Genomic DNA, 14,870 nt, shown 5'->3' on the forward strand with positions numbered 1-14,870 from the left:
GCTCTCCTTATTCTTCGCCAAACCAACAGATATTACGTGCAGCCATAATTAAATCTGCGGCCTGTTCTGCGGTTAATTCTTCAATATCAGTTAAATCATCAACGCCTTGTTCTGCGAGTTCTTCAAGGGTGGTAATTTGTTTTTCTGCTAGTTTGATTGCAACGTGACGATTCATTCCCTCTAAATTCAATAAACGATCTTCAACATTCGCTTTTTTCAGTGCTTCTTCTTCAGCTACTGCTGCGGCTGTAATCGCATTTTTAGCACGAGTTTGAAGTTCTTCAACAAGATCTTCATCTTCCAAACCATCAATTGCAGTCAATTCATTCATTGGCACATAAGCAATTTCTTCTAAACTTGTGAAGCCTTCTTCTACAAGGATTTGAGCAAATTCTTCATCAAGTTTTAATGCGTTAATAAATAAATTTAACACTTTGTTATCTTCTGCTTGATGCTTAGCATTTAACTCATCAGTCGTCATTACGTTTAGTGTCCAACCCGTTAATTGTGTTGCTAAACGCACGTTTTGACCATTACGACCAATGGCTTGAGCAAGATTATCAGCTTCAACAGCAATATCCATAGAATGATTATCTTCATCAACGATAATAGAAGAAACATCCGCAGGTGCCATCGCATTAATCACAAATTGCGCGGGATTGTCATCCCAAAGCACGATATCTACACGCTCGCCACCAAGTTCATTCGTAATTACCTGAACACGCGCACCACGCATTCCTACACAAGCACCAACTGGATCAATTCGCTTATCATTTGATTTCACTGCAATTTTAGCGCGAGAGCCAGCATCACGAGCTGCACCACGGATTTCAATCATTTCTTCGCCAATTTCAGGCACTTCAATACGGAATAATTCGATCAACATTTCTGGTTTAGAACGTGTCACAAATAATTGTGCAGTTTTGCCTTCAGGATTTACTTTATAAAGCACCCCACGAACACGATCTCCCAGACGGAAGTTTTCACGTGGTAACATATCTTCACGTGCAATCATCGCTTCCGCTTTATTGCCAAGATCCAAAATAATACTGTCTCGACTTACTTTTTTTACAGTGCCTGTTACAATTTTTCCTTCTTCTTCACGAAATTGTTCAACCACTTTTGCACGTTCAGCTTCACGAATTTTAGTGCTAATAACTTGACGTGCCGTTTGCATTGCAATACGGTCAAATGCAATAGATTCAATTTGATCTTCTACATACTCTCCAAGTTGCAAATTTGGATCATCAAATTGCGCCGCTTCCAAAGTAATTTCCTTCGTTGGTACTTTTACTTCATCTACGACTAACCAACGGCGAAAAGTATCAAATTCTCCTGTTTTGGGATTAATTGAAACGCGAATATCCGTTTCATATTCAAACTTCTTCTTAGTAGAAATCGCAATCGCACTCTCTAATGCTTCAAAAATTTTCTCACGTGGTAATAATTTTTCATTGGATACAGCTTCCGCCGCCAGTAAAATTTCTTTACTCATTTCTCTTTTTCTCCTTTTAAAATTTTGCAACAACATTCGCTTTTTGAATGTTTCCGAAGACTAAAATTTGTTCTTGATCATCAACGATTAAAGTAATCATATCCTTTTCAATACGCTCTAACTTACCTTGCCATTTACGGCGTTCCATCACTGGAATTCGCAAATGCACAGCGATATCTTGCCCAATATAGCGTTCAAATTGCGGCAAGGTAAATAGCGGACGATCTAAACCAGGTGACGACACTTCTAGATTATATTTATCCGCAATTGGATCTTCCACGTCTAAAATTGCGCTCACTTGACGACTTACATCAGCACAATCATCAACTGTCACACCACCATCTTTATCTATAAATAAACGAACTGTCATAAAACGACCCACGCGCTGACACTCAATGCCCCACAATTCACAGCCTAAATCCTCTACCGCATCTTGTAGCATTTCTTGTAAATTTTGTTCTAATGTAGCCAATTTCTACTCCTATATAGGGTGTAATTCACCGCACTATATCATAACCTTATGAAACCTTATCCTAAACAATACTTATCCCTCTATTTTAGTAATAGTAAGAAGATAGTTTATTAAATCTCAGGCATAAAAAAAGGGTTAGGTTCATAAGAACCTAAGCCCAGTTACTAAATTTCTTATAGAAAAAAACCCCAAAACTGGGGTTCTTTTACTGAACTTATTATTTGGTTGCGGGGGCTGGATTTGAACCAACGACCTTCGGGTTATGAGCCCGACGAGCTACCAAGCTGCTCCACCCCGCGTCCGAAACATGTGCTACATTATAGTGATAAAAATTTAATATGCAAGAAATTTTATAAAATCATTGATAATAAATACTAGAATAAGATAACATTTTCCAAAAAGTTTAGGAGCTAATTATAGCATATATGCTGTGTTATATTTTCAGGAATTCGTAAATATCTTTAATTTTGCCATAATTTACAAATCTATAGCTCCTATCATCAAAAATAAAGCGTGAAATAATGCCAATTAATTAACGCCATTATCAAGCCTCCCGTCCATAAAAAATCAATGATCGTCTCCAATCAATTTAGAGATGAATTGTTAATAAGGTAATAAGCCAATAATAAATAGACAATATTTAAGGTTATTCTAGCTTTCATACAAAAATTCAATCAATCTCGACTTTCCCTACCTTTCTTTTTTTGTTAGACTAACACGCAATTTTGGGGCTGATTCTGGATTCGACGGGATTAGCGAAGCCCAAGGTGCACGTCGAGGTGCGGTAGGCCTCGTAAATAAACCGCAAAAAAATAGTCGCAAACGACGAACAATACGCTTTAGCAGCTTAATAACCTGCATTTAGCCTTCGCGCTCCAGCTTCCGCTCGTAAGACGGGGATAACGCGGAGTCAAACCAAAACGAGATCGTGTGGAAGCCACCGTTTGAGGATCGAAGCACTAAATTGAATCAAACTAGCTTAAGTTTAGCGTGTCTGTCCGCATGCTTAAGTGAAATTAAAGACGAGACTAAACGTGTAGTACTGAAGGTAGAGTAATTTCGGACGGGGGTTCAACTCCCCCCAGCTCCACCAACAATCAAAATCATACGTCATTATACGACATCACAAAGCCTTGATTTTACTGGAATTAAGGCTTTTTTTATTCCCTATACGCCACTATAAAACATTATTTAACCCTAGAATTTTAGGAGTAGATTTAGTAGGATCTTTTTTAACAAGGGAAAAATTATACTCCTAAAACACTGAAACCCCTTGCAAACACTGGGCTCAACCGCTCTCAGTTTTATACTACTAAAATAAGGTTGTACTACTATGGCACGTACTACTAAAACACTTTCCAATACCCAAATAGAGAAAGCGAAACCAAAAAATAAGCCCTATAAGCTAATAGATGGGCAAGGTTTATTTTTATCTATAACGCAAAAAGGCTCTAAGCTATGGCGATTTAATTATTACAAGCCTTTTACTACCCCACCTAAACGCACTGAAATTAGTCTAGGTTCATTTCCTGACATATCATTATCAGAGGCGCGCGCAATCCGTGAAGAATATCGTGCACTATTGGCACAAAATATAGATCCTAAAACGCATAGGGGGCACCTGCACAAAACAAAAGCAGATGATTTAGCTAATACCTATGAATCGATGGCGTGGGCGTGGTTTGAATATCGCAAGACAAAAAAGAACTTCTCTTTGGATTATCAAAAAGACGTAGCAAGCCTAATAAGAAGAAATCTTTTACCACACTTTGGCGCATTGCCTATCTCTGCAATTACTGCCCCTATGGCATTAAAAGCGTTCAAACGCTATCAAGACGAAGGGACGCTAGAGAAACTTAAGCGTACTATTCAAAAGCATAATGAGATAATGACTTACGCCTTGCATAGAGGCTACATATCAAGCAACCCTACCGAAAAAATATCTAAAGAATTTGACAGCCCTACGGTAGAACACTTTAAAACCATTAAGCCAGAAGATTTAGGGGAATTTCTTTACACCTTAAATAACGCTCAAATTCACTTACAAACCCGCTTTTTAATTCTATGGCAAATGCTCACGATGACACGCCCAAATGAGGCAGCTACCGCAAGATATGAGGATATTGACGAGCAAGCGAGAATATGGACGATTTACATCAAAAAAGGGATTAAAGAAACAGACAAAGGGCGTGAGCATAAAATCACTCTATCACGGCAAGCGATGGCATTATTGCGAGAAATTAAAAAACGAAGTGAGAGTAAGGTTTATTTATTCCCTAGCGCAAAGAACCCTCAAACCCACGTAAACACACAAACGGCAAATTCTGCAATAAAACGCATGGGCTATCACGGTAAATTAGTTGCGCACGGATTGAGAGCCATAGCAAGCACCTATTTGAATGACAAAGGCTATGATAGCGAATTAATCGAGGTTGCACTATCGCATATGAAATCAGATAGAATCAAGGCAGCCTATGACAGGGGAGAACGATTAGAGCAACGTTTTAAGTTACTGCAGGTATGGGGCGATTTTATTGAGGAATGTTCAAACGGCGCATTGCCTAAGTATCATTTAAAAATGGTTGTTTAAGCCACCACCGACAGCCGATAACAAGTAACGTTATCGGTTATTTTTTGTCTATACTTGAACTGTGCAAAATATCAGTTAAAATAAGCACTATAAAGCATTATATAACATCATAAAGTATAAGTGTTAAAATATTGCGCGTTTTAAAGTGCGAAGTTTGGGGGTCAATAAATGTTTAATGAGATGAAAACCGCACAGGCGGCCGCCTACTTGCTATATAAATCTGGTGGCTCAATGAAACACTTAAAATTAATGAAGTTGCTTTATCTTGCTGATAGGTTGAGCTGGCAAGAACGAGATTACGCAATAACAGGCGATGAATATTATTCCTTGCCTTATGGACCAGTGTTATCCAAAACATTGGATTTAATGCACGGTGAAACATTTAATCAACTTAATAGCGCAAATGCGAATGTGTGGGATAAATGGATAGCAGACGATGCGAATTATTGCGTTAAATTGGCTAAAAAAGTAGATGAAACAGACGAATATTTTTGGGATTGCCTTTCTGTTAGTGATGAAGAAATATTAAATCAAATCCTCAATAAATTTGGACATTTCGAGCCGTTTGCATTAGTAGAATATACCCACAATAAAAACTACATCCCAGAATGGGAAGACCCGAAAGGAAGCAGAAAGAAAATTGAACTCAAAACATTACTAACACATATAGGCAAAACGCCACAGGAAATAGACTATATTTTTGAAGACTTAGAACTCAAGGCATCATTTAACCGAGTTTTAAAAGAGGCTTAAAGTGGTTATCAAACGAAAAATTACCATATTAAAGCCTACAGATTACGGCAAGAAAGAAAGCGGATATTATCACTTATATTTCATTCTTACAGATCCATTTTTTAACGGTGAGACAGGCGTAGATCAATGCGTTTTAAGTGTTAGTTGCTCAAGTATAAGAGAGGGCAAATGTTTTGATTCTACTTGCGTTATTAAACAAGGCGAACACGAATTTATAAAGCGAGATAGCTTTATTCATTACAACCACTTACGCATAGATAGAGCCGAAGAAATACAAAAGGGAATTGATAGCGGAAGCTTTATTGCAAAAGATTTAATTAATGACGAGCTTTATAAGCGAATTTTAAAAGGCATTTTAAAATCTGATAATGTTGAACGCCGATATGTTCGATTTTTAAAAAGCGCAATCGCTCAATGTGCATGCGCCGATATATTCAATTAATCCAGTTGTTAAATAATCCTTAATAACTGAACTCAACAAAGTGCGACTAGGTGCGGACTAATTACCTACACTGAAAGAATAAAACCCTATTTTTATTTTGTCGCACTACCTTTCATAAATAGGGGTAACGCATAGGGGCGTTTTGTGAGCATTCTGGGTTCTTATCTAATTTTAAATGATAAAAATATTCAAAAATTACAGAATGAATTTAATTTTGGTATTGATGAGATTTTTCATTATTCTAAGAATAATGCACTTGATTTATTTATAAGAATAGAAAAAATTGAAAGCAAAAAGGTCAAAACTGAATTTAATAGTGATTTTGAATTATGCGGATTTGTAAATAGTGAAAAGAAAGATAGATTTTACAATGATTTTTTTAAAGTTGCAGATTATAACATAGACTTACAGATAGATGACGAAAAAGATGATGTTCCTTTTGGTTATGTTTACGGTTTATCTGATTGTGATGAACAGGCGAAAGGCAAATTATCAATGATTCAATTTGACGGTTTTATCCAAATTCCAAGTAGAACAATCAATGAAACTGCTCAAAAAATCATATTAGACAAATTTTCATCATATCGTTTTTTAAATAATGAGTTTGGAGATTTAAATCATAATTTTGGGTTAAATTTTGATTTTCCTAACAACTATCTAGATGTTCCAACCCAATACACCTATGTTCTAATAGAACAGCTTAAAGAGATCATAGATTTTCATCAAGATGAACAACTTAAAAAACAATCAAACGATTCCATAGATTCAACCGAATTACAGGAAGAAAAAGCTAAAAACACACAGCTACAAGCTGAAAATGAACGCTTAAAGGCAGAATTAAAAGCACAACAAGATAGAATTGCAGAGCTTGAACAAAAGCTACAACAAAGTGCGGTAGATTCTGAACCAGTTTTAGAAAATGCTAAGGCTTACGATGTTAGGGAGCGAGAAACGCATTTATTGATGATTGGTGCACTTTCTAATCTTCTTGCAGGATATAAACAAAGTTATCAAAAAGGAAGCAATCGAATTAATCAAAATGCGATTAGCAGAGGTATAGAACACGAGATAATAAAGCTATTGCAACCTGAAACCAAAACTAGAACATTAGATACAATCAGACCAAGAATTAGGGAAGCACTTAATCTTATCACTAAGGCGGAATAACACCGCCTTTTTTATTTCTAATTACTTCTTACCAAAATTGCGTAAACCCAGTAAGCATAAGGCTTAAACCCTCTTACCAAAACTTCTTACCAAAAGATTTTGGTAACTTACCACCTATAAAAATTCAATTCCCCACAATACCCCTCGAACCGCAAATAGCACTATAAGGCGGTATATGTATCTATCAATAACATTATGGGGGATTTATGCCTGACAAAACTACCACACCATCAAACGACACAGAACAAGCACCGCGCTTTTTAAGACGCAAATCAACCGCCGAGCGATTAGGCGTGAGCCTTACCACCTTAGACGACTGGCGCAACCCAAAAGCTAAACGCTATCGCCCTGATTTTCCTAAGGCAATCAAAGTGGCAAATGGGGCAACTTGTTTTCTTGAATCTGAAATTAATGCTTACGTTTTAAAACTCGCTAACGAATGTAGAGTTAGCTAAGGCGGAAATGATGGCAATCAATACAACTAGCACCCATGAACAACAAAAATACATTTTGCAGTGCTTATCTGTTCGCCCGCATAGTACCAACGAATTGCGAGAGCTAGGTATTTACTTTCCACCCGCACGAATTAAGGAACTTAGAGATAAAGGGTTTCATATTGATACTTTTTATCGCAAAGAAACCGATTCAAGCGGATTAGCGCACCGTGTGGGCGTGTATGTACTGCACCAAAATGAAGTAAGCCAAAATTATCAATATAACGACTAAGGAGAAATAAAAAAATGACCGATTGCAAAGACCGCTCAACAGAACAAGGGCGCAAAGATTTAATTAATACTCCGATTTCAATTACTTATTCAAAGGCACAATTCCCACATTTAACGGCAACTTCTACAGGTTGGGGAATAAATGCCGTTTTATGGCTTGAAGTGGACGATTTCCTACCCTTAGGCATTGATGCTGACACGATGCAAGAGGCGTTGATAATGGTTGCTTTTCTTCAACAAAGCACAAAAGCCCCATTGCTGATTGATGAGGACATGCAACAAGAACTCACCGCACTTTCTGAAAATGGCATGGCATTTAACCCGATGAAAAAAGCAAATGGCGCACTCATTCCACTTGATGAAATCCTTTCCACTGATACCAAACAAGAAACCATGCGACACCTTGAACAACAATTTTGCCAAGATGAAAAAACTGACATTTACCGAAATGGGCGGAATGTTGAATTAAACGAACAAGGAGCGACTGAAAAAAATGACTAATACAAATCAACAGACCAATACCGAAAAATGCAAGCACGCTACGCTATGGACGATTTCAAGAACATTAGACCGCTTACGATACATAACCGACACGGCAATCAAGGGCACAATTCTTGACTATCCAGATAAAGACGGGAACCGTCCACCAGCAACCCCTAAGCAAATCTATGAGTTAATCCTTGAAGAAGTGGATTGTGCCATTGAGCAAGTAAACGACTTAAAACGGCAAATTGAAGTGTTGGCTATTCATCAAGAACACAAAGCTGATGCGAGTTATTTACCGTGAGTTGCTCAACAAGGCAAAGGAAGAAGAAATGATGAATGAATTAACGGTTAAACAAAGTGATTTTTGCTTGTTTTACATTGAAACAGGTAACGCAAGCGAAGCCTATCGCCGAGCCTATGACGCTGAAAATATGAAACCTGAAACCGTAAATCGCCGAGCCTTTGATTTAATGGAAAACAGCAAGATTAAGGCAAGAATTGAGGCATTGCGGGCAGAACACCGCAAGGAACATAACATTACAGTGAGCGATATTTTGAACAAGCTAGAAGATATTTACAGCGAAGCAATGAAAAAGGGCAATCTATCTTCAGCAGTATCAGCCGTAATGGGTCAAGCAAAAGTTTTAGGCTTTGATAAACAAACAATCAATCTTGAGGGCGATATAAAACCCTTGCCTACTGTGATTAACGTAACCTTTAGCGATGAACCCCAAGAGGAGAATTTATAGTGAAATGCACCATAGCAAAACATAACAGCTTATTGCTTCAACAAGCCATTCAACACTATAGAAAATCGCATCAAATCTTCACGTTTATGAGCCTATATGACGATAACGAACCGTACCCGATAGATGACGTTATTCAAGTGTTAGAACAGCGTCTTAATGCGATTCAGAGCGAAATAGATAGCTTTACGAAGATGACGGCGGGGCTGCGAAAGAACGAGCGATTAGAAACGAGTTTTTACACCACGAAAAAACACTTAGAGATGATGAGAAAAAGAAAACAGGAGGCAGACAATGAAAAATAGAATTGAACTAGATGTATCAGGGCTTGATACAAGCAAAGCAGAAATTATCAACCTATTAGCCAATCCGCAGAACCATTTTAATGGCGTGAGCGGAATCAATGCCCGAGATGTGCACCGATTCTTAAAAGTGGGGCGGGATTATTCCACATGGATTAGAGCCAGAATTAAACAAGCAGGCTTTATCGAAAATCAAGATTTTTTGATTGTAGAAAATTTGAGCTCCCCCCGAATTGGCGAGCACAAATAATAAACAGCTTTCAACGATGGCACGACCGCAAAAGCTGATTGATTATATCGTTTCTTTAGATATGGCTAAGCACCTTTGTTTAATGGAAAAGAACGAAATAGGGCGAGCAATAAGACAGCATTTTATCGAGGCTGAAAAACAACTAAGAACTTCATCGCCTGCCATATATAAAAACACCCTATCAAAAACTATAGAGAGATTGGAAAGCATAGACCGAAACAAGGAAATGACCGATGCAATCAAGGCTCAATTAGTGCGGGCGGGCGTGAAACCTAAAGCCTATCACTACAGCCAAAACCAAGAAATGCTAGATAGCCTTGTTATTGGTTCAAATGTGCGGAAATGGAAAGCTAAACACGGCATTGTAGGCAATGTTCGAGATGCGCTTAATGTATCGCAACTGAAACTATTAAAAACATTACAAGCAACGAACACAGCCTTAATCAATCTTGATATGAGCTATCACGAGCGAAAAGGCAGATTATCCGAACTGGCAGAGCGTGAAAGAGCGGAATAAAGGAGAAACACAATGAACGACTTTACCGAAATTCTTCAATTTCTAATTTTTATCGCCTTATTGCTGGTGGCTTTTAGCCTTGCAGCAACCCTATAAAACAAAACGCCATAGGGAAATAAGCAACCCTACGGCGTAACTAAGGAATAATCTTATGCAACCAATTAAACTAGGCATTAATATGAACCTAATTCACAAGCATTATAGCAATGATGAAAACTTTTACAATTCAAACCCTTTACAAAGTGCGGTGAAATTTGGCATTATTTCCCTGCAGTCGAAAAAAACGATTGCCGAGCCTCGAAACTCGACTTATTTACATACGGCGCAGAGCACGCCTAAAGCGTGTTTTTTTTTATGCGTAACATTCGCACACCCAAAGAATTTGCGGATTTTGTTTTTATTCATCAAATCTACAAATCTCTCTCAATGGTAGCGTGTAGCGGTAAAGGTTCGCCCTTTGCTGCTAACCGTATGTGGCAGTTTTCGAGACCGTTACACGTTACCGCCAAAGCCTCGAAACTTTACGCGGTAACTCTCAAGTGTTTACATACGGAGTTACGCAAAATGTATCAATTCATTTTCGCGCTATCACGCGCACCTCAAATCAAAATCAGACTTCTTGCCGATAATGAACAACAAGCACGCTCACGTTTTACCGATGGCGACACCTTGTTATTCGTTGGCAGAATCAACCAAAACCCACTTAAAAACAACCGCACTTTTTCAACTAATGGGAAAAATCACAGCTTGCCGAAATGTGAAGATGCAGGTAGTATTGAAAGTACTGAAACCAAAGACGGCAACCGCAACCGTCATTTAAGCGGTATTTTTTACCTAAAATTCATTCCTTGCACGTTCCTAAAAAATTAGGCACGTTGTCTTATATCGAATTTGTGGTAAGGGCGACACACGGAAATAAGGCTTTAAGCACGAATAACGTGGGCTATTCTTTGGTAGCAGTTGAACCCTTATCACACCCATTTAAGGGCGATAATTCATTACTTACTAAACCAAAGAGAAATCCAACAATGAAAATCTACCCCAAAAACAACCGCACTTTAGCGACATTTCCTACCCTTTCTGTACCTGTAACACAAGGGGGCGCAAATGTTTAATCAATCAATTTTATCTGCACTTCAAGAGATGGCGGACTTTAACGACATTAACAACTACAAGCAAATCCCTGTACCAATGAGTAAGGAAAAATTAACAGACTTACGCAGTGAATCTGAAAATCTTTGTGAGTCTATCGAATATGGATTGATGCACTTAGGCGACTTAATGCAAACCCTAGGCAATCTTGCCGACACAGAGCAGGATTTTACACGGGAGGCAATGAGTAACGATAACGTGAAACATATCGGGGGATTAATCAAGGCAAACGCCTATCTTCTCAATGCGTTAAGAGAAACCGCCAGCTTAAGCGAATATTATCTTGCTGGTGGCTTAGATGGGGAGATTGAAAGAAATGATGATTAAACCGAACCTACCCTATCAATTAATCTTTGTTTATGACAACGGCGACCAATTCATAGCGGGCGAATATGGCACGCTTAGAGAGGCGTTACAGGCAAAAATCAAATGTAAGCACGAAATAGGGCAAACCGATATTTGCGGTCGAGTGTTAGAAGTGATCACGATTTTGAAAGGGGAAGAAAATGAAACCAACTAATGCAATGGCACAGCTTGAGCAATGGAAGAAAAACAACCAGCAAAGAAAGATAAATCAGTTCGTGAATGAAATGAACCGCACTAAGAATTTAGCAAGCGATAGTAGTGTATCAGCCAACGGCGTACACCCTAACGAGCTCAAAAATGAGCTGGTTAAAAACTGCGAAAGCAAACTGCGAAACGCTGAAGCGATTTGCGAAAGTGGCAAAACAATTAAAAGTGCGGTTAAAAAATTAGGTAACCTCAAAATTGAGGAGATCTCAAAAACGCAACAGGAAGCGCAAGGCGAGGCTAAAAGCAAATATCAAGGGAAACTATGGGCTAATCCCTTAGCCTTTCAATTTGCCCAGCTTACGCGCCAATTTAAGCTAATTTTAGACAGCAATCGCAAGTGTTTAGACGTTTACCCCGATGATTTTCATCATAAGCTTAAAATGCGTGATGAAATGATGGACTTAATCGACAGATTGAAAGCTGGTGGCAAGCTCTTTAATGCGCTGGCTAAATCTCAAGGGGGAACATGTTGCCGAGATAATCAAGCTACCCTAAAAGACTTCAACCAAGCTAACGGTTATCTAATTCATAAGTTCGGCGAGGTAGTGGCTCAAATTGAGCGACTAAATATTGAGCGCATTGAGGGCGAGAAATTACAGGGGGTAAGCTATGAGTAAAACCGCTTTTGTTTTAACTGCTGGCGTTCATGTTTTTGAGGGTTCTTTTATGCCGATTGTTATCGCAACGGGAGAAAGCAAAGAGGCTATTTTAAGTTTTCATCGCACCTATACCCTGCAAGGTAAGCTAACGAATATCAAGGAAATTAATTTAAATCACTACACGCTAGAAATTAGCTTAGGCAATGCACAAGCCCCTATCATTCACGCAAAGGGGAAAAGAAGTCGTGCAGATTTAGAGGAGGCGATAGAGCATTTTCAAATTCTCTACCCTACTGCACAAATTAGAGTAATTCAGTTCAAGGACGCATTTTTATTTAAGCAATGCGCAGGAATTAGATTAGGGATTGATGCAGCGCAAGGAGGCAAGAAATGGCTAAATTAATCAATGCGCCTTACGCTAAACAACAAGACCCCACAGGGCAAAGCCTTGTGACTATTTGCATAGGCACGCAAGCACAAACTATCGCAAAACATTTTAATGAAATGGGTAAAAGTGCGGTAGAAATTGAGCTAGAAAACACACTAGGCGAGCAAGGGAAATCATTCCCTTGTGTGGTGGTAGATAGTGAGATTTTAGAGCATATAGAACGCTATCGCATTGCGCCTAAAAATACCCAATCTATCCGCTTAATACAGGCGAATAATGGCATGGCACTGTCAAATGAAACGCTTGAGCGTGTTTATTTAAATATCGCGCAATCCACCAGCGCAGAGAGTGTGATTTATTGCAATGAAGCGGGCGAAGTTCTGGAAGAGGTAAGCCGATATATTCAACGGTTACGCAATGGGGACACCTATCACGGGGAAATTAAACCAATTTGTGAATCTATCCGAGATAACCACCAGCCCTACACCGAAAAACGCAAGGAGAACGGCATAGAGGGGCTTTTTAGGGTTGTGCCAAAGTTAGACAAGGACACGGGCGAAATGATGGATAAATGCGAATGGTTGGCTGATTGTGTTGATGTCGTGGGAATTGGGCTTTCTGATAGCGATTATTTTTCAATGCTTTCATTCCAAGCACAAGGCAAGTCCGAGCCGATTTTAATCGCCTTACCTTGGGCGGATATTGGCGAGCGTGCTGGCTGGCAATTACTCAAACAAAACGGGTTAAGAATTACCAATAGCCAACGCTTGAAACCGCATTTAGCGGATTTCCTGCAAGATACCCAGAATAAGCCGATTTATCAAATCGTGAACGAAACAGGCTGGCAATCAGACTTTAACGCCTATGTGCTGCCTAGTGGCGAGGTATTAGGGAAACCTGAACGACCGATTTATTTCAATAGCAAATCAACCACCAGCGCAGGCTATCAAGCCAAAGGCACGCTAAGTGACTGGCAAAGGGAAATAGGGCAATATCTACGAGGCAATCATTCAATGATGCTAGGCGTGGCTTGTTCTTTGTCTGCCCCGTTGATTGGCTTAATTGGGGCGGAAAGTTTTGGCGTGCATTTATTCGGTAAATCCAGTGCAGGAAAAACCACCATAGCCAATATTGCGAGTTCAATTTATGGCGAGCCTGATTTAATCCGTTTATCGTGGAACGGCACAAGCCTAGGATTGATTAACGAGGCAGCCACACGTAATGACGGCTTTATTCCTCTTGATGAAATCGGACAAGGGGCAAGCAAAAAGCACGTAGAGCAAACCGCCTACACGTTATTTAATGGCGTGGGAAAAATACAAGGCGCAAAAGACGGCGGAAACAGAGAACTAAACCGCTGGCGCATTTTGGTATTTTCTATAGGCGAGCAAGATTTAGAGCTTTATTTAAAACAAGACAATATCAAAACTAATGCTGGGCAATTAGTCCGCCTGTTAAATATCCCTATCACGCCGTCTAGCGCGTTTTATCATTTTGGCAATGGTAAAGCCCACGCTGACCATTTAAACGCAATGACAAGGCGTTACTACGGCACAATGGGCAGAGCGTGGATAGAATGGCTACTTGAAAATAAAAGTGCGGTAACGGCTGAATATGAACGTTTAAGCGAACAATGGCAAGCAATGCTACCAAATGACGCAAGCCCACAAGTAAAACGAGTGGCGGGGCGATTTGCCATTTTAGAAACCGCTTTACAGCTGGCAGCGCATCTAACAGGCTGGGAAACGAGCGAAAACAAAACCGCACTTCTGCACGGATTTAATGAATGGATAAATGAATATGGGCTACATTCTCGAGAAGAAAAGCAAATCATTGAACAAGTGAATGGCTGGCTTTTACGCAATGGGGCTAGATTTTTAGATTTTCCTTTCAATCCAAATCAGAAAGAACCGAACGACACGGCAGGTTATCGCCAGTTAGCCGACAGTAAAGAACAGCAAGAGGGCGATAAATATTGGGTATTTCCGCAAGTTTATATTCAAGATGTCATTAAAGGCTTTAATGAAAAACAGGCAAATGAAATCTTATTGGGTGCAGGAATGTTAATACAGGGAAAAGAGAGAGGGCGCAAATACCTTAACCGTTTACCCAAAACAATAAGCGGAGGGAAAACTATCCGATGCTATGTACTGGAAATCTTAAACGAGGACGAGGAAAGCGAAGAGATAGAATAAAAAGCCTATTTTGAAAGG

Annotated in this window: 19 protein-coding genes, 1 tRNA gene, 1 other RNA gene and 1 pseudogene; 19 read left to right on the plus strand and 3 right to left on the minus strand. The window is 39.2% G+C overall.

What is annotated here, in order from left to right; translation table 11 throughout:
• Positions 1-7: 7 nt before the first annotated feature.
• From nusA to DQN49_RS08470, 3 genes are all read right to left on the minus strand, one after another.
• Positions 8-1,495, minus strand: a complete 1,488-nt coding sequence (nusA, locus tag DQN49_RS08460) for a transcription termination factor NusA (RefSeq protein ID WP_013527653.1) — start codon at positions 1,493-1,495, stop codon at positions 8-10.
• Positions 1,496-1,511: 16 nt separating this feature from the next.
• Positions 1,512-1,967 (minus strand): ribosome maturation factor RimP, encoded by a 456-nt coding sequence (gene rimP / locus DQN49_RS08465; protein WP_005657488.1) that lies wholly within the window; start codon positions 1,965-1,967, stop codon positions 1,512-1,514.
• Between the two features lie 222 nt (positions 1,968-2,189).
• Positions 2,190-2,266 (minus strand) — tRNA-Met (locus tag DQN49_RS08470).
• A 428-nt stretch (positions 2,267-2,694) separates the two neighbouring features.
• On the opposite strand from DQN49_RS08470, the gene ssrA reads away from it, so the two are divergent.
• From ssrA to DQN49_RS08560, 19 genes and pseudogenes are all read left to right on the plus strand, one after another.
• Positions 2,695-3,060, plus strand: a transfer-messenger RNA (tmRNA) gene (gene ssrA / locus DQN49_RS08475).
• A gap of 240 nt (positions 3,061-3,300) precedes the next feature.
• Positions 3,301-4,557, plus strand: a complete 1,257-nt coding sequence (locus DQN49_RS08480; RefSeq protein ID WP_006995931.1) for an integrase arm-type DNA-binding domain-containing protein — start codon at positions 3,301-3,303, stop codon at positions 4,555-4,557.
• A 168-nt stretch (positions 4,558-4,725) separates the two neighbouring features.
• Positions 4,726-5,310 carry a Panacea domain-containing protein gene (locus DQN49_RS08485; protein ID WP_006995930.1) on the plus strand — a complete coding sequence of 195 codons (585 nt, stop codon included), beginning with the start codon at positions 4,726-4,728 and terminating at the stop codon, positions 5,308-5,310.
• Between the two features lies 1 nt (position 5,311).
• Complete coding sequence (locus tag DQN49_RS08490; protein ID WP_006995929.1) at positions 5,312-5,752, plus strand: hypothetical protein; 441 nt, start codon at positions 5,312-5,314, stop codon at positions 5,750-5,752.
• Positions 5,753-5,896: 144 nt separating this feature from the next.
• Positions 5,897-6,919, plus strand: a complete 1,023-nt coding sequence (locus tag DQN49_RS08495; protein WP_006995928.1) for a hypothetical protein — start codon at positions 5,897-5,899, stop codon at positions 6,917-6,919.
• A 206-nt stretch (positions 6,920-7,125) separates the two neighbouring features.
• Complete coding sequence (locus DQN49_RS08500) at positions 7,126-7,374, plus strand: helix-turn-helix transcriptional regulator (protein ID WP_005681754.1); 249 nt, start codon at positions 7,126-7,128, stop codon at positions 7,372-7,374.
• A gap of 10 nt (positions 7,375-7,384) precedes the next feature.
• The gene (locus DQN49_RS08505; protein ID WP_032826278.1) at positions 7,385-7,645 is read left to right on the plus strand and encodes a helix-turn-helix domain-containing protein; all 261 of its coding nucleotides are present in this window, start codon (positions 7,385-7,387) and stop codon (positions 7,643-7,645) included.
• A gap of 14 nt (positions 7,646-7,659) precedes the next feature.
• A complete protein-coding gene (locus DQN49_RS08510) occupies positions 7,660-8,145 on the plus strand; it encodes a hypothetical protein (RefSeq protein WP_006995926.1) in 486 nt (161 codons plus the stop codon).
• On the plus strand, positions 8,138-8,431 hold the full coding sequence (locus DQN49_RS08515) for a hypothetical protein (protein WP_006995925.1): 294 nt from the start codon (positions 8,138-8,140) through the stop codon (positions 8,429-8,431). The genes DQN49_RS08510 and DQN49_RS08515 overlap by 8 nt, the downstream gene beginning before the upstream one ends.
• Positions 8,412-8,879 carry a terminase small subunit gene (locus DQN49_RS08520; RefSeq protein WP_006995924.1) on the plus strand — a complete coding sequence of 156 codons (468 nt, stop codon included), beginning with the start codon at positions 8,412-8,414 and terminating at the stop codon, positions 8,877-8,879. The genes DQN49_RS08515 and DQN49_RS08520 overlap by 20 nt, the downstream gene beginning before the upstream one ends.
• Positions 8,879-9,181, plus strand: coding sequence for a hypothetical protein (locus tag DQN49_RS08525; RefSeq protein WP_006995923.1), 303 nt, complete (start codon positions 8,879-8,881; stop codon positions 9,179-9,181). Before DQN49_RS08520 ends, DQN49_RS08525 begins: the two co-directional genes overlap by 1 nt.
• A pseudogene (locus DQN49_RS10675) lies at positions 9,171-9,945 on the plus strand (antA/AntB antirepressor family protein). Before DQN49_RS08525 ends, DQN49_RS10675 begins: the two are co-directional and overlap by 11 nt.
• A 354-nt stretch (positions 9,946-10,299) precedes the next feature.
• Positions 10,300-10,815 (plus strand): host cell division inhibitor Icd-like protein, encoded by a 516-nt coding sequence (locus DQN49_RS10480; protein ID WP_006995919.1) that lies wholly within the window; start codon positions 10,300-10,302, stop codon positions 10,813-10,815.
• 5 nt (positions 10,816-10,820) lie between these two features.
• Positions 10,821-11,060: a hypothetical protein gene (locus DQN49_RS10485; protein ID WP_223395549.1), complete on the plus strand. Its 240-nt coding sequence runs from the start codon at positions 10,821-10,823 to the stop codon at positions 11,058-11,060.
• Positions 11,053-11,424: a hypothetical protein gene (locus DQN49_RS08540; protein ID WP_006995917.1), complete on the plus strand. Its 372-nt coding sequence runs from the start codon at positions 11,053-11,055 to the stop codon at positions 11,422-11,424. The genes DQN49_RS10485 and DQN49_RS08540 overlap by 8 nt, the downstream gene beginning before the upstream one ends.
• A complete protein-coding gene (locus tag DQN49_RS08545) occupies positions 11,414-11,617 on the plus strand; it encodes a hypothetical protein (RefSeq protein ID WP_006995916.1) in 204 nt (67 codons plus the stop codon). The genes DQN49_RS08540 and DQN49_RS08545 overlap by 11 nt, the downstream gene beginning before the upstream one ends.
• The gene (locus DQN49_RS08550) at positions 11,604-12,287 is read left to right on the plus strand and encodes a hypothetical protein (RefSeq protein WP_006995915.1); all 684 of its coding nucleotides are present in this window, start codon (positions 11,604-11,606) and stop codon (positions 12,285-12,287) included. The genes DQN49_RS08545 and DQN49_RS08550 overlap by 14 nt, the downstream gene beginning before the upstream one ends.
• Positions 12,280-12,672 (plus strand): hypothetical protein, encoded by a 393-nt coding sequence (locus DQN49_RS08555; RefSeq protein WP_006995914.1) that lies wholly within the window; start codon positions 12,280-12,282, stop codon positions 12,670-12,672. Before DQN49_RS08550 ends, DQN49_RS08555 begins: the two co-directional genes overlap by 8 nt.
• Positions 12,660-14,852: a DUF927 domain-containing protein gene (locus DQN49_RS08560; RefSeq protein WP_006995913.1), complete on the plus strand. Its 2,193-nt coding sequence runs from the start codon at positions 12,660-12,662 to the stop codon at positions 14,850-14,852. Before DQN49_RS08555 ends, DQN49_RS08560 begins: the two co-directional genes overlap by 13 nt.
• Positions 14,853-14,870 lie beyond the last annotated feature (18 nt).

The sequence above is a fragment of the Haemophilus aegyptius genome (assembly GCF_900475885.1).
Lineage (GTDB): Bacteria > Pseudomonadota > Gammaproteobacteria > Enterobacterales > Pasteurellaceae > Haemophilus > Haemophilus influenzae.